Here is a 19,865-nt window from a genome sequence, read left to right on the forward strand (position 1 = left end):
GATGACCGAGAATCACGAGTCGGCGACGGTTGCGGTCACCGGCGCTGCAGGGTACGTCGGGAGCCGGGTGGTCGAAACGCTCCGAACGGCCCATCCGGGATGGGAGGTTCGCGCGCTCACGTACCACGGGTGGGACGGGTACGGCGTCGATACGAACGGCGTCGATACGACCGTCGATGTCCGGGACAGATCACAAGTGGATACGGCCCTCGACGGTGCCGACGTGGTCGTCCACCTCGCGGCGGTAAGCGGCGTACAAAACTGCGAGGAGAATCCGACGCTCGCCTACGAGGTCAACGTACAGGGGACGAACCACGTCGCGTGGTTCTGCCGACGGCACGAAACGGCGCTCGTCTTTCCGTTCAGTATGGCCGTGCTCGGAACGCCGGAGGAGTTCCCGATAACCGTCGAGTCGCCACGGACGCCGATGAACTGGTACGGCAGAACGAAGGTTATCGGGGTGCGTGCCGTCGAGACGTTCGCTCCGGACGCGTTTCCGGCCCACCTCTTCCTGAAATCGAACGTGTACGGTGAACACGTGGTTGACGGAAACCGAATCTCCAAACCGACGGTCATCAATTTCTTCGTGGATCGGGCGATCTCCGGCGACTCGATTCCCGTCTACGAACCCGGAACGCAAGCGCGAGATTACGTTCACGTCCACGACGTCGGGGACGCGTACCGCCGGAGCGTGGAGCGGTTGCTGGCGGAGCGTGCGACGGGACGAACAGGCACGGAAGGGTACGAAATCGCGAGTGGAGAACAGATGGGGGTGCACGAAATAGCCGAACTCGTGCAGGAGACGGTCGCGGACGAAACGGGTACCGCCCCCGACATCGAACTGGTCGAGAACCCGCGCGGCAACGAGACGCTTGCCACGGAATTCCCCGTGGATACGTCCACCGCCGAAGCGGAACTGGGATGGAGGCCGACCCGTTCGGTTCGGGACGCCGTCGAATCCCTCGTCCGTCGAAAAACGTCGTAGGAGCGTGATCAACCGGTGACGTTTATCCAGAGATGCGTCCGTCGGTAGGCGTTCTTCGGCGCTGGTGACGCTGGCGGCGCACCGCGATACAGGAGGAACTGGAGTCGCAATCGCTCGCCGGTCATCGTCGGCGAGATGGTGCGGTTTTCCACGTCCGTTTTCCCGCCCGCGACGGAGACGTGAAACCGGTCGAGTTGCCGTTGGGCGATGACGCGTGACCCACCGCCGCGCGCTCCCTCGTTACCGTTCACCCGCTGTAGCAGGACGACGACCGTGTAGTTCGTCCGTTCGTACTCGTGGTTCCCGATACCGACTCGGAGAGATTGTGACTCCCCCGCGGTGAAGTTCCGCGGATACGCGTCCGTGACTGTCTCGTTCGTCCCATTTTTCGTGCCGATGTAGAGTTCGGTGAACCGCTCGTCGGGGCGGGGCGTCGTCGTCGTATAGACGATTCCCGCCGAGGCGACGAGGAGGCTCACGACGAGAACGAGGTTCAACGGTCGCGTCCACGTTCTCCCGGTCGAGACCGTTTCGTAGACCGTTCCGAACGGCACCGAGAACCGCTCGGATTTCGGAACCGACCGGCGACGAACGGCGGCGACGATGGCACAACCGACCGTGAACCCGCCGATGCTCACGAGGCCGGGCACGACGTCCAGTCCCCACGGCGAATAGCTGACGAGGTAACCGATGAGCGGGACGACGGCCAAACTGGCCGCGATGGACAGGACGAAGCGCTCGACGCCATCGATTCGCCGTGGGATGATACCGTCGCTCGAATCGTCGTCGCTCCCGGTGGATTCCGGAAACAGGGCCGCAATCACGGCGTATCCCGGCAGGAAAAACAGGAAGCAAAAGCCGATTCCCCACCGTGCGAGCGTCCAGAACCCGCGTCCGGCGAGGACCACGACGGCGGTGAGGAACACGAGCGCCACGACGACCGCGAGGTCGGCGGGAACGCGCCGTATTCGCCGTGGAACGAGCAGTCTGAGGTCGGACCTGTCCATTATTGGCTCCGTTCGTATCGAGTCGTCGCGTCGATTTCGCACCGTGAACGTCGCTCGACGGTTCGTTCCCGGCGACGTTCGTCCGTGGAAGAACGATGTACTACGACGAGGTAACTAAAGATTTGGGTCGACGGACTACTGCTCACGGTGCAGGCTCACGGTGGACGGGAGGAACTGGTTGACGCCGGGAGCACCGTCCGCCAGCCACAGGGCGATGGCGGCGACGACGAACGGCAGTTCGAGCACGAAGTCGCTGGACACGCCACCCGTCGAAAGTGCCACGGGGTGTGCCTGCGGGAGCGAGAGTGCTGGCCACAGGAGGAACGAGGCCTGTCCGTACTGACCCGCCAGTACGGGTTGGAGCACGTCGGCGAACGGGTGTGAGAGGTAGCCGACGGCGAACGCCGCCCAGAGGTTCCGGGTTTTCGTCCGGCGACAGACCCAGTATGCGACGGCGAGCACCAGACTCGCGGTCACCAGCGAGTGTGCGAGCGACCGCCCGGTCGGGAGGACGCCGAACCACCACGCGAGCGGTTTGTCCACGATGTCAGGAAACTGCGTTCCGACGGCGAGCACGACCACTTCGAGGCCGGTCGGTGGACGGTCCGTCCGCATCCGTCGGACCCCCGAGTAGGCCAGATACCCCACCGCCAGATGTCCCCACGGCCACATACTGGGTGACTCGGCGGGGAGTCGCTTAACCGCTCTGGGGTGGGTGTGAATCCGGAAAAACGGAGTCGTCTAACAACCTTTCTTGAAGCTGTACATCTTGTGGAGCGTCGTCGCCCGCTGTTCGAGGCTCTGCTTTTTCTGGGACGGTAGGTCGCTCGATTTGATCCGGTCCAGGCTTCGCTCGTAGGTCGAGTCAAGTTCGCTACAGGACATCGAATCGAGTTGCGACCCCGAAAGCTGTCCGGTCTGCATGAACGTTCCCGTCTGTGCTCCGTTCGCCGACGGTGCCTGTCCGACGGTCGTTCCAGCCATCCCGGCGACGAGTAGGCCGGTAGCGAGCAGGACGACGAGCGTGTGTTTCAGTGCTTTCATGATGTTACGGGAGTCGGAACTCCCTCACGGGGGCGTCACGGAATCCGTACATCAACCCACGCCATCGTTCGTTCGCAGCCATTCCGTTTTTATCGACGTAACGAGGGTTTCGCCCGACGACGCCGACCGGTCACTTCTCGGAAACGAAACAAACGCGAACGTACGGAGAACAACTGCGACGAAGCGTCGGATATCGGATTCGAAACGGGGGAAACGCGCCGAAACGTCGCGGCGGTTCCGCCGGTTCAGCAAGCGGGTATCGATATTCGGGTGGGATAGGCTATCGATACTGCTCGCAGACGGATTGCACCCCTTCGGCGAGATCGGTTTCCGGCTCCCAGCCCGTTTCCGCGTGAATTTCGGAGTAGTCCGCCATCGTATCGTGGACGTACACCGAATCCGGGATCGGATTCTCGACGTACTCGGGTTCGATATCGGTTCCGAGCGCATCGTTGAGCAGTTCGACGAGGTCGTTGAACGAGACCTGCTCGCCGGTTCCGAGGTTGTAGACGCCGGTGAGTTGGTTCTCCGCCGCGAGGACGAGGCCGCGGACGATGTCGTCCACGTGAGTGAAGTCGCGCGTCTGCGTCCCGTCTCCGAACAGAACGGGGCGCTCGCCGTCCGCCATGTCGTCGGCAAACTGCGCGATGACGTTCGCGTAGTTCTCCTTGTGTTCTTCCGCACCGCCGTAACCCTGGTACACGGAAAAGAACCGCATTCCGGCCATGTTCATGTCGTAGTGGTTCGCGAAGTACTCCGCGTACTTCTCGCGCGCGAGTTTGGACGCTTCGTAGCCAGTGTTGACGGTCACGTCCATGGTGACGGGCGACGGTTCCGTCCTGTTCCCGTAGATGGACGAGGTGGAGGCGTACACGACCGTGTCACACCCGTCGTCCCGCGCCTGTTCGACGGTATTGACGAAGCCCTCGACGTTCACCCGCGCGCCTTTCGTCGGGTTCTCCTCGTGCATCTTGTACGAGGAGAGGGCGGCGATGTGGAACACCACGTCCACGTCCGTCGGAAGGTCGTCTTCGAGGACGCTCCGTTCGTGGAATTCGACACCGTCGTCGAGGTTTTCGGGCGTTCCGAGGTAGCCGTCGTCGACGACGACGACGTCGTTTTCTTCAGCGAGGCTGTTTGCGAGGTTCGAACCGATGAATCCCGCACCTCCGGTAACGAGGACGCGTTTATCAGTAAGTTGCATTTGTGGAGTGCTATTTTTAGTCACCGTAAAGTATGGTCTTATATCGTTCGGTTAGCGGAGAAGAGTGAGGAGGGTGGAAACCGAGGAGTTCGGATGCCGACGCGGGGTCAAATCTTATCGAAGACGACAAGGTCGCCCTCCTCGAAGCCGAGGAGCCAAATCACCGCGAAGAAGACGGGAAGCGCGATGATTCCGCCGGTGAAAATCCGTCCGAGTTCCAGCACCGGAAGGCGACTTCCGAAGACGAGGATCGGAACCGTGCAGACGAGTGCGACGGCACCCTTCCAGTACTTGAGGGAGTACGGTTGGACGCCGAGGAAGTGGTAAATCTCCGAGATCCGGAGGATGTTCAACAGGACGAACGAGGTGGTCGTGGCGAGCGCCGCACCGACGATTCCGAACTGGTTGATGAGGAAGTAGTTCAGTACGAAGTTCAGCAGGGCAACGACGGTCGTGTTGTAGAGTTGGAGGCGTTCGTGGTTCGTCATGATGAGTAGATATCCCGATGGACCGGTACTCGCGGCGGCGGTCTGACCGATACAGAGTACGATGAGCGCCATCTGTGCCTCGTGCGACGAGACGCCGAACAGTCCGAGGATTTCCTTCGCGTAGATGGCGACGAAGAGACACCCGAGGACCGTGATGTACGTTATCCACTTGGTGATCGATTCGAAAATCTGTTGGAGGTGTTCCCACCGGTCCCGTTCGTACAGGTCCGAAATCATCGACGGGAAGATGGAGTTGACCGCCTGCAACACGACGAGCAACAGCACGGACGTCTGATACGCGGCCTGATACGCGCCGACGTCGCTCGGCGGCAGAAAGACGCCGAGCATCAGGATGTCGGTCCACGTGAGGAGGTACTGGATGACCGCGGCCAAGGTGAGCGGCAGGGCGAACCCGAGCACCCGCTTCCCGTCGACGCTCGGTCGCGTGGCGAACGAGATGACGTCCTCGTCCACCAGAAAGTAGAGGACGAGTGCGGTACCGACGACGAACGAGAACACGTAGCCGTAGATGACGGCGGTGAGATCGTGGACGACGTACGCGCCGAATCCGACGAGGAGTATCGCGACGACCGACTGGCCGATATCGCGGATGTACACCTGATACTTCGTCTCCTTCAATCCCTTCGTCAGCGCGATTCCGACCATCATCGTCCCGAAGAACGGGATTCCGAGGGTGAACAGGCTCGTCGGTTCGAGCGCCACCCCGAAGAGATGGTCGAACCGATAGTCGAGCAAAAACACGCCTCCGGCGAGAACCCCGCCGACGAGAAACGGCAGCGCGAGACAGAACAGGGCGGTGCCCGAGAGCGCGCTATCGTCTCCGTCCGTGACGTACTTCGGGACGAACTTCTGTGCCGCATTGTCCAATCCCAACCGGGCGAGGACGCCACCGGCCTTCATCACGACCATTCCGAAGGCGAAGTATCCGAGCGCCCCGGTCCCGAGGCCGTTCGCGATGACGATGTTGAGGGCGTAGCGAAGACCGCGTCCGAACAGACCGCCGACGAACGCGACCGATGCGAGTCCAGTGAGTGATTTACGCATGTTGGTGTTGATTGATATTACTGGCTACCCGGCGGGAGCGGTTCTCATCGGGCGTGTGTGTTCGATTTCGGCGGACGGTGGTCGTAACTCGCCATGCGTTCCCACTGTTGATTTACTCCACGTATCCGAGTTGCTCAAGACGGTCCGAGACGACATCGTCGTCGACGTCTTCCATCCCCTGTTCCGACCCGTCAGCGGTGATCTCCTTTCGAGGCCCGTTCTCGTGGACTAACCATGGGACTTTGACCAGTTCTTCGGTATAGATTCCACGCGGGTGTCCCCATTCTCGTATCGGGAACGGGAACGCGCGTTCTCCCACCATGTTGCCGTGGTCCGCCGTCACGACCGTTTTCCCGGCGAGAGCGTCCATCAGTCGGGAGACGTGAGGGAGAGAGCGAAGCAGATTACCGGTGTAGGCGTGCCAGATCGACCCTTTCGAGACGTCCAACTCGGATTCCATCTTTCGGCCCCAAAAGTCCCTCGTGTCCGAGTCGGGATTGTCGAGATATCCCTTATCGAACGACGTGGCGTCGGTGATGAACGGGTAATGCGGTTGGATATAGTGGACGATCAAGCGTTTGTCGGGGTACTTCTCCGCGGCTTCCAGCGCATACTCGGTCGTCGTTTCGGGGAGCACAGTTTGGAACTCGTCGTCCCATCCGGATTCCAACCAGATGTTCTCCACTGCATGGAAGTTCGGATTCACGTCCTCGTAGTTCCGGTACAATTGCGGATTGGCAGTCACGTACACGGTGTCCTCCATCTCTCGATCAGAGAAGTTCGCTCGTAGGAATTCGACCGTCGTCGATCCGCGGGAGTATCGGGATTCCAGTCGTCCAGGGAGGGTCGAACCGTCCTCGAACATATCGTATCGGCACGCGTCGAGAATCAGTAGGTTATCCCAGTCCTCGTCGATCACGTCCACTCCGTCCGTATTGTACTCCCGCTTGTTCAGTCGTCGGTGATATTGTCGATTCGCCTCGCGGAGGAATAGGTTGGGACTCTTTAGTCCCCGCCAAAGCTGAGAAGGGCTATACATGATTGTCTCTATTCAGCCATGCCATATATCGTTTAATGCTTTGAGTGGTATTGAAAACAATTATATTTAGTCTAGTACACGTAACAATCAGATATCCTCTCCGATATTACCATCATATATTTTATTATAACATAAACGGAGGTGAAAAGACAAAAGAGCTAAGACTGGATGGTTTGAGTAATCCACCGTGAACGGAAAAATCGCCGCTATCGATCCCCGACATCTCGTCGAGTTCCACCGAACGGCTCCTCCCATCGGAGAAACAACGAACTAACATGAATATTTTAGTGCTTTCGGATTATTTCTGGCCGGATCGCACAGGTGGTATCGCTAAGTCCCTCCTGACCGAGGTGGAGGGGCTCTCGGAACGAGGACACAACGTCGTCGTTCTCAGTAGACGGTTGGACGACGAATCTCCTGAACACGAGAGCAGGGACGGCTACGAACTGTATCGATACGACAGTCCACCGAAAGACTCCTCCATTTATCAACTGTATCCGCTCTTCACGTTCGCTCGGGTTCCGAAAACGATCGGAAACTTGGACGAGAGATACGACTTCGACGTCGCATACATCCACAATTCCTTCCAAGCCGTCGGATTCCGGATGTCGTCGCTCGATATCCCGTTCGTCAACGTATTTCACGCGCCGATTCCTCGGGAGATCGAGGTCGAAGCGGAACGGGGAAAGTACGGATGGAAAACGCCACTGGTTCGAGTGGCGAACCAAGGGTTCAAACTGCTCGAAAACGTCGCCGTTCAGAATTCCGACGATCTGATTACCCGGAGTCAGTTCATGACGAAGGAGATGTACGACCTCTACGACAACCCCGGATCTGTACGTGAGATTCCGCTGGCCGTGGACACCGACAGATTCGAATTCGCCCCGGACCCGACGCCCGCCCGCGAGGAGTTGGGCCTCCCCCTCGACCGGCCGATTCTGTTGACGGTTCGCCGGTTGGTGGCAAGAATGGGATTGGAAAACCTCGTGCGAGCGATGGAAACCGTCGTCGAGGACCACCCGGACGCACTGCTCCTGATCGGCGGGAAGGGGTATCTGAAGGACAAACTCGAACGGATGGTCGAAGAGAAAGGACTCACGGACAACGTTCGGTTGCTCGGGTTCGTTGCGGAGGATGAACTCCCGAAATACTACCAAGCAGCAAACTACTTCGTGATGCCGACGTTGGAGTTGGAGGGATTCGGACTGTCGAGTCTCGAAGCGCTTAGCTCTGGAACGCCCGTGATCGGAACGCCTGTCGGCGGAACCCCGGAAGTCATCGGTCCGCTCGACGAAGAACTCCTCTGTGATAGTCCGTCCCCGGACGACCTCGCCGAAAGTATCTCCACGTGGCTGGAAAAGGACGGCCGGGACGAGATGCGACAGAAGAGTCGGGAGTACTGCGAGTCACGGTTTTCCGTCGCTCAGGTGACGAGTTCTCTGGAGAGTACGTTCAACGACGTGACCGGGGACGGATCGTCTACCTCACGCGTATCCCAGTCGCTCTAATCGCTCTTGGACATCGTCAGTGACGTCCAGGGAACTGTTTTCGACCGATCGAACCTCTCGGTGATCAAGTAATTCCGCCAATAGCGCTTCGGGGTCGTCTCGATCCGCAGTACCGTGGGATTGGAACCCGTCCATCGTTTGATATCCGTAAAAACCGGACTTCGTGGCGACGCCGTTCAGGGGCGTGTCGTGTTCGTCGAAGACCTCTGTCGAGACGCCCTTTCGCTCGAACTGTTCCCGGTGACGGTCCAGAAATCCGTGGTACTCGGTCAGATAGTCCCGTGAGCGAAGGTCATCCAGCAACGATTGTCCCCGTGAATCAGCGTCACAACCAGCCAACTCGACGATGGTTTGGTAGACATCCAACAGGCTAACCGTTGCGTCTTCGACGCGTGATTCCACGTCTTCACCGCTTATGACGATTGGAACGTGAACGAGTTCCTCGTACAATCCGTAGCCGTGATTCCACATCCCTTGTTCGCCCAACATCTCGCCGTGGTCCGACACGGTGATCACGTAATCGAACTCGTCCATCAACTCGTCGAATATCTGCTCGTAGATTTCCGATAGGTAGGCGGCAGATGTGTCGTACGCTTTCCGAATCTCGTTCGGATTCGTCACGGAATCGGCGAACGCATCCCCGATAACCACGTTTATCGGTGCTTCCGAGGATTCGGGCGGATGATACGGTGCATGCGCTTCCATGAGGTTGATGAACGCGAATTCTTTGCTCCCGATATCGGTCTCCCGAATTCGCTCCAGAACGTCCCGTCCACCGCCATCGGCATCCGACTTCGTCATTCGTCGATATCCTTGCTCGAAGGCTGCAACCGTCGAACAGTCCGCTTGAATGGCGTGCCAGACCGCTTTCGGATACTTCGTCCAACTGTGTGTCTCCACGCTGTTGAGGAACTCGGTCCAGTCGATGACGTCCGTGTGGTTCGGATTGAGGGTTCCCGGGTCGACCACTTCGTCGAATCCACGCTCCCATCCCTCCCAAAACATCATGTTCGGGTTCGCGCTCCACATCCGTGTTTTGTACCCTTCGTCCGCCAATCGCTCAGCGAGGACGGTCTCGGGACAGTCGAGAGAGGGTGACTTGCTGTGAACGCCTATCTCGCTCGGATATTTACCAGTAAACAGCGATCCGTGTGCTGGAATCGTCCAATGAGACGTGGAGTAACCGTTCGAGAACCGCAGTCCGTCGAGCCAATCGAAATGGTCTTCGAATGCGTCCAATCGGAGAGTATCCAGAGTGACGAGAGCAACGCTTGGGGGCATACTGTACTTTATTCGAGCCGCATATCTTCATACTATTTCACGAGAATTAAAATATCCAAACGGGAAAATATTATTGTCTGTCTAGTCCGCGCTCCGTTCGACCGTCTCCCACGTGATGATATTCTCCCCGAACAGGAAGTTGGAGAGACCCAATAGCATGCCGTAATTGGAGACGAGGAAGTAGTAGGGAACGTGAAAGAGAACTGGCATACTAACATCGGTGCTCTCACCGACCATTCCGACGAGCGCGAACAGGTAAAACAGGACTTGGAGGAACAGGAGTGCGGGAAAGAGCACGCTCGACGAGAGCAGCACCAACGCTACGTTCGACACGAAGACGAACAGCAGCAGTACCGGGGAGAGCCAGCGGAGAATCTTGTGTGACACCAGTTGGAACGAGAACATCGGATAGCGGATGGGGTTCAGCAGGTTCAAATAATCGGAAACGGTGTTCCAGCACCGCGTCACGATCCGAACACGACGCGAACGTTCGCTCTCGACGGAATCTCCCGTCTTCTCCCATGCTACCGCGCCCGTGGCGTACTTCACACTCTCATCGTTGCTGATGACGGCTAGCGGTTCCGCGAAATCGCTGATCGCATCCCGTGGGAGTGGTACGTACGAGGATCGACGAACGGCGTAAATCGATCCGTTGCCCGTCACGAGGGTGTTGACCTTCGATTCGAGCTTTTTGATGATCTGTTCGTAGCGCCAGTAGAAGGACTCGCCTTCGACACCACCTTCGTCTTGGTATCGAAGTTCACCGACGACACACCCGACGCCGGGTTCGAACCCACGAATCAGGTTCTTGATCGCGTCCGGTTCGTACATGCTGTTCGCGTCGGAGTACACGACGATATCCGACTCGACGTCGGCGGTGACCTGGTTCTGACACTCGGTTTTCCCAACTCGGCCTTCGATCCGTTGCAGTTCGATGCCGTCGTCTTCGTAGGAACGACGATTTCGTCCGTTCGGTCGGACGACTCGTCCGAAAAAACGACGATTCGGAACTTGTCGGCGGGGTACTCTAGCTTCAAACTGTTCTCGATCTTCTCTTCGATGACGTCCTCCTCGTTGTACGCCGCGACCACGAGCGTGACGGACGGCCACTCCGACCGCGCGTCATCCCGAACGCTGTTCGACTTGCGAACAGCCAGCAGGGACAGGAGGGCGGGGTAGAGAAAGTACGTGTGCAATAGTCCCAGTAGCGATACAGCAAACACGACCACCACGAGGGAGCTCAGTGCAACCATCACTGGCCGTTGACTTGCATTCTATAAATATCCCAGTCTCACGGATCCGGAATATAGCGAGAATTTTCTGTGAGAATTATCCATCGAGAGGTTATCTTATACATATGGAGTCGTCTAGCTATTCGGCTATAGTCTTCCTTTGCACCGTTGATCGATATTGTTACTTAGGAAGAATATTATGGTATGGAGTCACAAACACAATAGAGTAATACATGGAAGACTTAATGATTCCCCCTCATAGAATGTTCTTCAGATGCTGATTGAGAAAATGCGGCCATTCCGAACGTCAATTCAAATGACGCTGCTCGCATTTATTTTTCGTCTCTTTGCTATTCCAGTGTCCCTATTCGGACTGAATACCTATAGCAAGCACGACGCAGTCGGGTTTAGGATCACAGCCCACCGCATCGCCGATGGACGGATTCCCCTCACGCACATAGATTTAACGAACGTATACCACTACTGGGGATCGATGCTTTCGTTATTTTATTGGCTCCCCGGTCCATCTGACGTATATTCGCATCTTTTCGTCGCAGCCATTGGATGCCTCCCCGTCTGGTTTGTTTACGAGATCGCAACGGAACTTTACGACAGGCGCGCAGCAGTTTATGCAACCCTTCCCATCGCGGTCTTCCCAACATTCCTCTTAGTCCAAACTAGCTTGATACGGGAGGGTCCGGTACTGCTGCTGATCACTGCTATCGTGTATCTCTTTGTCGTCCCGACTGACGCTTCCCGTGGTGACCCACGATATCTCATCATGCTGTGCTTTGTGCTGGTCACACTTTTCCGACCAGAGAATCTATTCGTCTATGCCTTCGCCATTTTCATTGCATGGGGAATTAAAATCTATTCCTATATAGAAACATATTATGACGTAGGCGTCAGTTTTAAACATGAGCGTCTAGCATCCGCACTCTTCGGTTCGTTGTCTACCGGTATTGCCCTTATCGCCGGTCAAAAGATCCTTTCCTTTGCGATCGCTCCTAGACGCGCTAAGCGGGCTCGCGGAGGAAGCGCATATCTCGTCGGGATTATCCCCAGCGATCTGTTCACTGCCGCGTGGTTTGCTCCAATCGGAATTGCGTATTTTCTTTTTAGCCCGTTCCCGTGGATGGTCAAATCGTGGACCTACCTAGCTCCGATGGCGGTTGGGATTCTCAATCTCGGGTTATTCATCGCTGGACTTGTCGGCGCGAAGACGTTGATAAAGGCACGTCCTCAGGTAGCGATCCCACTTATCGCTGCATTCGCACTCCTCACCCTCTTTTACGGGTTAATGGAAGGAAACGTCGGTGCCGCGATCCGCCACCGTCAGATGGTGATTTGGGTAATGTATCTTTGTGCGGGTGTTGGGCTTGCTGAGCGCTTCGGAGTTGACGTGTCGGTTCGAGATATGCATATTCGGCTGGTTCGTAGAGCTAAACATGAGATATCGAAACCGATAGCTGTCCAATCTAATTGACACCATACGCTATGGCGTTTCGCTTAATTGAGGAATCCAGTATCCCACTACGGAGAGTATAACTATAAGTAATAGAATCAGGACAAGGAATGGCTTTATTAGATCCATAGAAAACTTCTCGACAGCGATGATACCGAGGCAAAAAATAGCGATCAAGCCGGTTGTTACGTTTTGTAGACGCGATTTTGATTTGATTTCCTTTAGTAGGAGATAGGCTTGCGAAACAAATCCTAGTGCTGCAGCGGCGATCAGGAGGGTACCCATTACGTACCACGTATAAACTAATGTGGTATAGTTGTGACGTTAGGGATGTAACAGTCGAAGTAAGCCGTGGAAGTTATGTGGTTCTCCTCAAAATCATCTTCTATCAATGATCTCCCTCCGAGCAAAGGAATCTAATAACACAATTGTCATTCTCTTCTCACTACTTGTTGTGTCGAGCGTGCTCACCCATACTGTTCGAATCCCGAGGCTAATAGGATATATTGCAGTAACGATCCCCACTGCGGGGATTATTCTTCGGTATCTCTTAGCTCACCCTGACTGGAAATCAATAGATCGTGTCTCCCTTGGATTTTTGGGGGCAATCTGGCTCGCATTTATCGCAGCGTTCGCACTTAATCCGAGCTTCTGGAGTGGTATTCGAACGGCGGTCTTTATCGGATTCTCTTTTTTGGTTGTCTGTGTACTCCCCACAATTATTGATCAGAGGTCATTCGAATACGTGTTGTCAGTAATTTCGGCAGTCTTGTGTCTTGTAGCCATCGTGATCTGGGCGACAGGAACCTACTTCACGATCGCAGGACATCATCCCGGATGGTATTTCCCAACTCCCCTGCCAATTATTGGCAAAATCGACCCAATCGCAGGAATATTAGATGGTTCAAATCTGATGGGTGCGGTCTGTGTGATTGGAGCTTTTATTTCTATCGCACACTATTTCCGTACTCGTAATGCATGGTTCTCATTAATTACTGGTCTCCTTGTTATCGGATCTATCTTATCTGCGTCTCGGACTGCGATTCTCTCGCTTGCAGCAGGACTTGGTATTCTTGCTGCGTACTACGTCGGTGGACGCCGTTTAATGACGCTTTGTACCCTCGTGGGCCTCGCTTGTCTCGCGACAGTGCTCTTATCGGAGTTTGGATTTATCCCATCTGTCGGTCCGCTTGGATCGATTCGGTTCACCGGAAGAATCGAACTGTGGCGTTCGACGTGGCGCGCAGTTAGTGACTCTCCTTTCGTTGGATGGGGGGCAGTAAACACAAAAGAGTTGATTCAACCCTATATGACAAGCTCTCGCACCGCAGGGCGTGGAATCCACAATTCATATCTTCGGATGTTCGCAATGACGGGATTCATCGGGGGGGTGTCGTACTTGGGATTGACAATCGTTGCAGGTATCCGGAGTTGGAAGGCGGCCGTAACACCAGTCCAGGCAACCTATTTCGCGTTATTTATTGCTATTGTGGTCATGCAGGTATTCAATGCAGGCACGATTTTCGGATACGGGCTTCGCTCATTTCTTTATGCAGTCGTGACTGGATTTGCATTGACCGCTTACCGGACCGAATCTACCCGCCTCGCTTCCACGAGCGGATCTGACTATTATTCCTACGCAATCACCGTTTTTCGGACAGTGATCCGGGACAATCCATAGTGAGCGGAAGAACTTGATAAAATAGATTAAATACCAATATATTGTTGTTATTCGGAGATCATAGTTACTAATGTTATGTCAATATATGAATATCAACCGATCGTCTTTGAGGGCTGCCACTTATGTAAATTTTTGGTCAGCACATACGAGATCTACCGTATAGACACAGTAGGATAGTAATAATTTGCAATATTATTGCGGAAGATTACGGCCTCAACTACTATAATAGTGACTTGAGTGTTCGGATATGAAGGACGGCCTAAGGCACCTGCTTGAGAATAAATGCAAACAACTCATCGCCAAATATATAACACAATATGAAATACAAAACTCCAAATAACTCTCCAAATACGATACCTCCTCAGAAAAGGTCAAAAAGTATTGGAATAGGCAAATATATCAAAATAATATTGTTTCTATCCCTCCTCAGTACGCAGGTCAATGGTATTCCGACGTTGGTCGGTTATCTAGCTGTCATCGGTAGTATCGCTGTTATCGTGGTTGTTGCGGTGAAAAATGAGATGGTGAATTTCCAATACGATCGATACGCTCTGGGAACTATCTTACTTTTCAGCGTTTTCTTCATCGCCGATCTCATAATCACGCCGACGGTAACGGAATTCATCCGAACGTGTGCATACCTCAGTGGAACGATCAGTTTGCTCTTCATCATCCCCAATCTCGTTCATGTCCGTGACGCGAGATACATCGTTACTCGGATCACCGCGCTATTGGTGATGATCGGTCTTCCGACGATGCTCGTTGGAGATATCGGTCTTCTCGGCACACACGTCCTCGCATGGCCGATGACGTTTGCACTGATCCCGGGTTCCGCTGGCAGCAAGGTCCACGTGATGCAAAGCATCTTCGCGAATCCGAGAATGCTTAGCTTCCTTACGACGATAGCACTTCCGCTGTCGCTAGGGGAAACTATAGACGATTACCGTCAGGGCTCCCTCGCAGTCCTCGCGGTGAACGCGTTCGGCGTCTACGTGACGCAGTCACGCGCCGCCTGGCTTGGGCTTGCTGGCGCTGCCGCCGTGTATTTCTGTTACCGGGTGACAGGAGAAAAGCTGGCTACGCTCTCCGTTGTCTCTGGGATTACGGTCGTCGCAGTCGGGTTCCCACTGGCCGTTCTCATCCACTGGACGCCGATAACGGCGGTCATCAACCTCACCGGACGTGGAGAAATCTGGCAGACGGTGGCGAACTTGGTTGTCCAGCATCCTCTCCGTGGGTACGGAGCGGTTGATACGGTGCAACTCCTCGCACCCCATCTCCCGTCCGAGCACGTTGGAAAGGGAACGCACAACTCCTACCTCCGCGCAGCGTTGATGGGTGGTATCGTCGGATACATCTCGTACCTCGGCCTGTGTCTCTATGCGGCAGCACAGTCGGTGAGGGCGGGACACAACGGATGGTGGTCGGTTGGGGGTGCTGTAATCACCATTCTCATCATGCAGGCCTTTGCGTCCTTCAGTTTGTTCGGAATCGGATTACGATCGGGAATGTTCGCACTCCTCCTCGGGTATGTGTTCATGGGCGCCCAGAGTCCGGGAACGGTTATCGTATCGACTCCAACGCTTACCGCGACGATTCGTCGGGTGAACAACGTGCTTACACGGTAAAACGATACGAGAACATCCGAGACACGGAATTTTCGGTTGAGAACGAATCGATAGCGGCACCAAATAAAGAAAAACAAACCGGTAGCTTAGCGCACGTCCCCGACTTCAGAGCAAGGACGATATCCCTTCGTCCAGCGGAATCGTCGGTTCGTAGCCGAGTTTATCTCTCGCCTTCGAAATATCCGCTTTGCTCTCCTCTATGTCCCCCTGTCGGGGGTCCGTGTGGACGACGTCGGACGACGACCCGGAGACGTCCCGAATCGTCTCGGCGAGTTCCTTTATCGTGACGCTCGCGCCGGTGCCGACGTTGTACGCTTCGCCGACGTGGTCGGTCGTCGCGGCCAGCAGGTTGGCTCGTACGACGTCGTCCACGTGGACGAAATCGCGCGTTTGCTCGCCGTCTCCGTCGACGGTGATCGGTTCGCCGTTCGTCGCTTGGCGCTTGAAAATGCTGATGACGCCGCTGTAATCCCCGCTCGATTGGCGAGGGCCGTAGATGTTGAAATACCTGAGCGCGACGGTCTCCAACCCGTACAGTTCCTCGTAGAGGCGGGCGTAGTGGTCGAGCGCGGATTTCTGCAAGCCGTAGGGTGACGAGGGGGAGAACGGTTCGTCCTCCGAAACCGGAATCTCGGTCGGTTGTCCGTAAATCGCACAACTCGAAGCAAGGACGACGCGGGCGTCGAGTTCGCGCGCGCGTTCGAGCAGCGCGAGCGTCGCGTCGAGTTCGACTTCGTTCGCCTGTATCGGATTCTCGACGGACTGCTGGACGCTCACGACACCCGCTTCGTGGAATATCAGGTCGACATCTTCCGTTGCACGTCGGAGGGTCTCGGAATCGCGGATATCGCCTTCGATGAGCGTCGCATCGTCGTTTACGTTGGAGCGCTTCCCGGTGCTGAAGTCATCGAGGATTCGGACCTCGTTCTCCCGAACGAGCGCATCGACGAGATGGCTGCCGACGAATCCCGCACCGCCGGTGACGAGGACGGTTTTCGAGGCTGGTGTTTGGACCATTCACCTTTGTATGAAGGTCCCTGTTTTAAATCCGTTTCTACTGTCGGATGGGTTTCATAATTGTGTCACGGTGCCGATTCCACGGACCGAAGGCTGGTTACTGTAGCGACGACGGTACGAAGCGACCTACGCGGACGAACTGACCACTTCTTCGTCCGAGAGGCGCTTTTCCGCCTCGTCGCGGTCCTCGGGATAGCCGACGTCGATGCGCCATCCATCCATGCGAATCGCATCGATGGTGCGACCACTCTGAATCAGCAAATCGATGGCCTCGCTGATCTCGTACTCGCCGCGGTTCGACGGCTGTACGAGATGGCAGGCGTGGAAAATCGCCGGGGTGAACGTGTAGAACCCGGTCATCACGAGGTTCGACGGTGGGTCTTCGGGCTTCTCCACGACGTCCGTGATTTCGCCGTAGTCGTTGGTGTCACAGACGCCGAATCGGCTGGCGTCCTCGTACGGCACTTCTTCGGTGAGGAACGCGGCATCCGCTCGGTCCTCCTGCTGCCGACGAACCACGTCTTCGAGGTTCGCTTCGAAGATGTTGTCGCCCAGAATCAGCATGAAGTCGTCGTCGATGTGTTCCTCGACGGTCAACAACGCGTGGGCGAGACCCTTCTGTTCCCGCTGATGGGTGTAGGTGATCGGAATCCCTTCGAACTCGTCGTCGTAGTAGCTGATGATGTCTTCTTTGCGATAGCCGACGACGACGATGAACTCCTCGGCGCCGAGTTCGGCGAGTCGCTCGAAACAGTGAGTGACGATTGGCTTGCCGTTCACCTCGACCAAGCCCTTCGGCTTGTCGTTCGTGAGGGGTCGAAGACGGGTACCCTTGCCAGCTGCCAGGACTACAGCTTTCATACTTTTGAAGCGGGATTCCAGGCTTAAATACTTTCAGACTGATTCGTATACGAAGCTTCAAGGGTGCAGGGATTAGTAACGCTTCTAATGAAACTTAGCATCGTCGGGAGTGGCTACGTGGGAACGACCGTCGCCGCCTGTTTCGCCGACCTCGGACACTCGGTCACCAACATCGACATCGACGAGGACATCGTCGAACAACTCAACGAGGGACAGGCCCCCATCCACGAACCCGGATTGGACGACCTCGTCGCCGAGCACGGTGGAACCCGACTCACGGCGACGACGGACTACGGTGCAGTCCGCGAAACCGACGCGACGTTCCTCGCGCTACCGACCCCGTCCCGTCCGGACGGTAGTATCGACACGTCGATCATCGAGGCGGGAGCGCGTTCGCTCGGCGAGGCGTTGGAGTCGAAAGAGGACTACCACCTCGTCCTCCCGTCAAGAGTACCGTCGTTCCCGGAACGACCGAGGACGTACTCGGGTCCATCATCGAGGACGCTCGGGCAAGACCCGAGGGAAGGACTTCGACGTGGCGATGAACCCCGAATTCCTCCGTGAGGGAAGTGCGGTGGATGATTTCCTCGCCCCGGACAAAGTGGTTCTCGGAACGGAGAACGAACGTGCGAACGAACGGTTGTCGGCGGTTTTCGAACCCCTTATCGAATCGTCCGAACCCGCCGTGGTCGAGACCGGCATCCGCGAGGCGGAGATGATCAAGTACGCGAACAACGCGTTCCTCGCCACGAAGGTCAGCCTCGTCAACGAACTCGGAAACATCTGCAAGGAGTACGACGTCGACGCCTACGAGGTCATGGACGCCATCGGTTTGGACGACCGTATCGGCGAGCGATTCCTTCGCAGCGGCGTCGGATGGGGTGGAAGCTGTTTCCCGAAGGACACGGCCGCGTTGGTCGCCGCCGCTCACGAGAAGGGATACGAACCGTCCCTCGTCGAAGCGGCCATCGAAGTGAACGAGAAACAGCCCAAGCGGTTGCTCGAACTGCTCGAAGACCACGTCCCGCTTCAGGGCAAGCAGATTGCGGTGCTCGGACTCGCGTTCAAGCCGGGAACCGACGACGTTCGTAACTCCCGTGCGATTCCGATCATCGAAGGGTTACAGGACGGTGGCGCGACAGTCGTGGCGTACGACCCCGTGGCGACCGAAAACATGCGCGAACACTTCCCCGACATCGAGTACGTCGATTCCGCACGGACGGCGCTCGATGGGGCCGACGGGGCGCTCGTCGTTACCGATTGGGACGAGTTCGCCGCGTTGGACGACGAGTTCGATTCGATGCGGGATCAGGTCGTCGTGGACGGCCGTCGTATCGTTCAGCGCCGCGAGGGTATCGTCTACGAGGGTCTCACCTGGTGATCCCGAACGGGGTTCGTTTCGCTGTCGGAATCAGTTACTGACGAACGCTTTTTTCGAATCTCGGACGTTCAGCGTCGTCACCGTTATTGCGGGGGAACCGTCTCTCCCGATTCTATATTCCAGTCTCAATTTAATTATCCGATATTGTGTCTCGTGACACGCATGTTTAACACAATTCCAGTTTTCTTGGAGAAAACTACTTCAATCGGTGTTGTAATGAATACCCATGAGATCGTACGGGATGCCAGTCTCAACGAAAAATACGCTTCGTATCGTCGCCGTTCTGTTGATCGTCGCCCTCTTGGTCCCGGTTGCGTTTACGGCCCTCACGACGAACAAGGCGCTCGCAACGGACGGGGAGTTACGGAAGAACGCACAGAACGTCACGTTCATTTCCACGCAGGGAGGGTCGACGCACGTCTACAAACACGCCGGTAAACTCGTGGCCGTCCAAACAGATACGAAACGGCTCATCTGGAAGCACGACAAGTATCGCCGATACATGGATATCGATCCGATCGGACGGGATCGAATTCTGTTCGTCGCGGGTGAACAAACCGGCCCGAACGAGTTCCAGCGCGTTGCCGTACTGATGAATTGGCGTAACGGCACCGAACTGGAAAAGTTCGACGTGCCGCACGATACGCACGATATCGACTATCTGGGTGGCCACCGCTATGCGATCGCTGATAAGTATAACAACCGTGCGTATATCTACAATTCCCGGACGAACCGGACGACCTGGGAGTACAAATTCGCGAATCACTACCCGAAGAGCGCGGGTGGCGGCAAGACCCACTTGAACAACATCGCGCTGGGTAACAACGGTACGTCGTCGTTCTCAGCCCTCGCAACTACGACCGAGTCATTCAGGTCGATAAAAAAACGAAGAAGACGGACTGGACGCTGGGACACGAGGACGATTACGACATTCTCTACGAGCAACACAATCCGCTCGTCCTCACGCGTGACCCGCTGA

The 19,865-nt window shown here is 56.1% G+C and carries 17 protein-coding genes and 1 pseudogene; 7 read left to right on the plus strand and 11 right to left on the minus strand.

What is annotated here, in order from left to right; all coding sequences use genetic code 11:
- Position 1: 1 nt before the first annotated feature.
- Positions 2-985: an NAD(P)-dependent oxidoreductase gene (locus A4G99_RS01485; RefSeq protein WP_066138614.1), complete on the plus strand. Its 984-nt coding sequence runs from the start codon at positions 2-4 to the stop codon at positions 983-985.
- A gap of 8 nt (positions 986-993) precedes the next feature.
- On the opposite strand, the gene A4G99_RS01490 is transcribed toward A4G99_RS01485, so the two are convergent.
- The 6 genes from A4G99_RS01490 to A4G99_RS01520 form a co-directional block, all read right to left on the minus strand.
- A complete protein-coding gene (locus A4G99_RS01490) occupies positions 994-1,992 on the minus strand; it encodes a DUF1616 domain-containing protein (protein ID WP_066138619.1) in 999 nt (332 codons plus the stop codon).
- Between the two features lie 135 nt (positions 1,993-2,127).
- On the minus strand, positions 2,128-2,664 hold the full coding sequence (locus A4G99_RS01495) for a metal-dependent hydrolase (RefSeq protein WP_066138622.1): 537 nt from the start codon (positions 2,662-2,664) through the stop codon (positions 2,128-2,130).
- A gap of 69 nt (positions 2,665-2,733) precedes the next feature.
- Complete coding sequence (locus A4G99_RS01500; protein ID WP_066138625.1) at positions 2,734-3,036, minus strand: hypothetical protein; 303 nt, start codon at positions 3,034-3,036, stop codon at positions 2,734-2,736.
- A gap of 280 nt (positions 3,037-3,316) precedes the next feature.
- Complete coding sequence (locus A4G99_RS01510) at positions 3,317-4,240, minus strand: NAD-dependent epimerase/dehydratase family protein (RefSeq protein WP_066138632.1); 924 nt, start codon at positions 4,238-4,240, stop codon at positions 3,317-3,319.
- Between the two features lie 107 nt (positions 4,241-4,347).
- A complete protein-coding gene (locus A4G99_RS01515) occupies positions 4,348-5,793 on the minus strand; it encodes a flippase (RefSeq protein WP_066138636.1) in 1,446 nt (481 codons plus the stop codon).
- Between the two features lie 112 nt (positions 5,794-5,905).
- A complete protein-coding gene (locus A4G99_RS01520) occupies positions 5,906-6,832 on the minus strand; it encodes a hypothetical protein (protein WP_066138641.1) in 927 nt (308 codons plus the stop codon).
- A gap of 275 nt (positions 6,833-7,107) precedes the next feature.
- On the opposite strand from A4G99_RS01520, the gene A4G99_RS01525 reads away from it, so the two are divergent.
- Positions 7,108-8,340: a glycosyltransferase family 4 protein gene (locus A4G99_RS01525; RefSeq protein WP_082837667.1), complete on the plus strand. Its 1,233-nt coding sequence runs from the start codon at positions 7,108-7,110 to the stop codon at positions 8,338-8,340.
- Here the strand turns inward: A4G99_RS01525 and A4G99_RS01530 are convergent.
- The 3 genes from A4G99_RS01530 to A4G99_RS26505 all read right to left on the minus strand — a co-directional run bounded on the left by A4G99_RS01530 (position 8,317) and on the right by A4G99_RS26505 (position 10,874).
- Positions 8,317-9,579 carry a sulfatase-like hydrolase/transferase gene (locus tag A4G99_RS01530; protein WP_190303659.1) on the minus strand — a complete coding sequence of 421 codons (1,263 nt, stop codon included), beginning with the start codon at positions 9,577-9,579 and terminating at the stop codon, positions 8,317-8,319. The genes A4G99_RS01525 and A4G99_RS01530 overlap by 24 nt on opposite strands.
- Positions 9,580-9,702: 123 nt before the next feature.
- A complete protein-coding gene (locus tag A4G99_RS01535) occupies positions 9,703-10,452 on the minus strand; it encodes a hypothetical protein (RefSeq protein ID WP_255358962.1) in 750 nt (249 codons plus the stop codon).
- Positions 10,422-10,874 (minus strand): glycosyltransferase, encoded by a 453-nt coding sequence (locus A4G99_RS26505; RefSeq protein ID WP_223301555.1) that lies wholly within the window; start codon positions 10,872-10,874, stop codon positions 10,422-10,424. The genes A4G99_RS01535 and A4G99_RS26505 overlap by 31 nt, the downstream gene beginning before the upstream one ends.
- A 295-nt stretch (positions 10,875-11,169) precedes the next feature.
- Between A4G99_RS26505 and A4G99_RS01540 the strand changes: the two genes are divergently transcribed.
- From A4G99_RS01540 to A4G99_RS01555, 3 genes are all read left to right on the plus strand, one after another.
- Entirely contained in the window at positions 11,170-12,339 is a 1,170-nt protein-coding gene (locus A4G99_RS01540; protein WP_066138648.1) for a glycosyltransferase family 39 protein, read from the plus strand.
- 433 nt (positions 12,340-12,772) lie between these two features.
- Positions 12,773-13,999 (plus strand): O-antigen ligase, encoded by a 1,227-nt coding sequence (locus A4G99_RS24175; RefSeq protein WP_190303660.1) that lies wholly within the window; start codon positions 12,773-12,775, stop codon positions 13,997-13,999.
- A gap of 317 nt (positions 14,000-14,316) precedes the next feature.
- Positions 14,317-15,627, plus strand: a complete 1,311-nt coding sequence (locus A4G99_RS01555) for an O-antigen ligase (protein WP_082837670.1) — start codon at positions 14,317-14,319, stop codon at positions 15,625-15,627.
- Between the two features lie 105 nt (positions 15,628-15,732).
- Here A4G99_RS01555 and A4G99_RS01560 read toward each other — a convergent pair whose 3' ends face one another.
- Positions 15,733-16,644, minus strand: coding sequence for an NAD-dependent epimerase/dehydratase family protein (locus A4G99_RS01560; RefSeq protein WP_066138657.1), 912 nt, complete (start codon positions 16,642-16,644; stop codon positions 15,733-15,735).
- 126 nt (positions 16,645-16,770) lie between these two features.
- The gene (gene aglF, locus A4G99_RS01565) at positions 16,771-17,505 is read right to left on the minus strand and encodes a UTP--glucose-1-phosphate uridylyltransferase AglF (RefSeq protein WP_066138658.1); all 735 of its coding nucleotides are present in this window, start codon (positions 17,503-17,505) and stop codon (positions 16,771-16,773) included.
- Positions 17,506-17,592: 87 nt separating this feature from the next.
- Between aglF and aglM the strand changes: the two are divergent.
- Together aglM and A4G99_RS01575 are read left to right on the plus strand one after the other, a co-directional pair.
- Positions 17,593-18,886: pseudogene (gene aglM, locus A4G99_RS01570) on the plus strand (UDP-glucose 6-dehydrogenase AglM).
- A gap of 241 nt (positions 18,887-19,127) precedes the next feature.
- Positions 19,128-19,865, plus strand: coding sequence for a hypothetical protein (locus A4G99_RS01575; protein ID WP_066138660.1), 738 nt, complete (start codon positions 19,128-19,130; stop codon positions 19,863-19,865).

This window comes from Haladaptatus sp. R4, from assembly GCF_001625445.1.
Taxonomy (GTDB): Archaea; Halobacteriota; Halobacteria; order Halobacteriales; family Haladaptataceae; genus Haladaptatus.

Bases quoted from the DNA above. Each gene is read 5' to 3' on its own strand.
- A4G99_RS01485 (WP_066138614.1), top strand. From the start codon at position 2: ATGACCGAGAATCACGAGTCGGCGACGGTTGCGGTCACCGGCGCTGCA.
- A4G99_RS01490 (WP_066138619.1), bottom strand. From the start codon at position 1,992: ATGGACAGGTCCGACCTCAGACTGCTCGTTCCACGGCGAATACGGCGC.
- A4G99_RS01495 (WP_066138622.1), bottom strand. From the start codon at position 2,664: ATGTGGCCGTGGGGACATCTGGCGGTGGGGTATCTGGCCTACTCGGGG.
- A4G99_RS01500 (WP_066138625.1), bottom strand. From the start codon at position 3,036: ATGAAAGCACTGAAACACACGCTCGTCGTCCTGCTCGCTACCGGCCTA.
- A4G99_RS01510 (WP_066138632.1), bottom strand. From the start codon at position 4,240: ATGCAACTTACTGATAAACGCGTCCTCGTTACCGGAGGTGCGGGATTC.
- A4G99_RS01515 (WP_066138636.1), bottom strand. From the start codon at position 5,793: ATGCGTAAATCACTCACTGGACTCGCATCGGTCGCGTTCGTCGGCGGT.
- A4G99_RS01520 (WP_066138641.1), bottom strand. From the start codon at position 6,832: ATGTATAGCCCTTCTCAGCTTTGGCGGGGACTAAAGAGTCCCAACCTA.
- A4G99_RS01525 (WP_082837667.1), top strand. From the start codon at position 7,108: ATGAATATTTTAGTGCTTTCGGATTATTTCTGGCCGGATCGCACAGGT.
- A4G99_RS01535 (WP_255358962.1), bottom strand. From the start codon at position 10,452: ATGTACGAACCGGACGCGATCAAGAACCTGATTCGTGGGTTCGAACCC.
- A4G99_RS26505 (WP_223301555.1), bottom strand. From the start codon at position 10,874: ATGGTTGCACTGAGCTCCCTCGTGGTGGTCGTGTTTGCTGTATCGCTA.
- A4G99_RS01540 (WP_066138648.1), top strand. From the start codon at position 11,170: ATGACGCTGCTCGCATTTATTTTTCGTCTCTTTGCTATTCCAGTGTCC.
- A4G99_RS01555 (WP_082837670.1), top strand. From the start codon at position 14,317: ATGAAATACAAAACTCCAAATAACTCTCCAAATACGATACCTCCTCAG.
- A4G99_RS01560 (WP_066138657.1), bottom strand. From the start codon at position 16,644: ATGGTCCAAACACCAGCCTCGAAAACCGTCCTCGTCACCGGCGGTGCG.
- aglF (WP_066138658.1), bottom strand. From the start codon at position 17,505: ATGAAAGCTGTAGTCCTGGCAGCTGGCAAGGGTACCCGTCTTCGACCC.
- A4G99_RS01575 (WP_066138660.1), top strand. From the start codon at position 19,128: ATGCCAGTCTCAACGAAAAATACGCTTCGTATCGTCGCCGTTCTGTTG.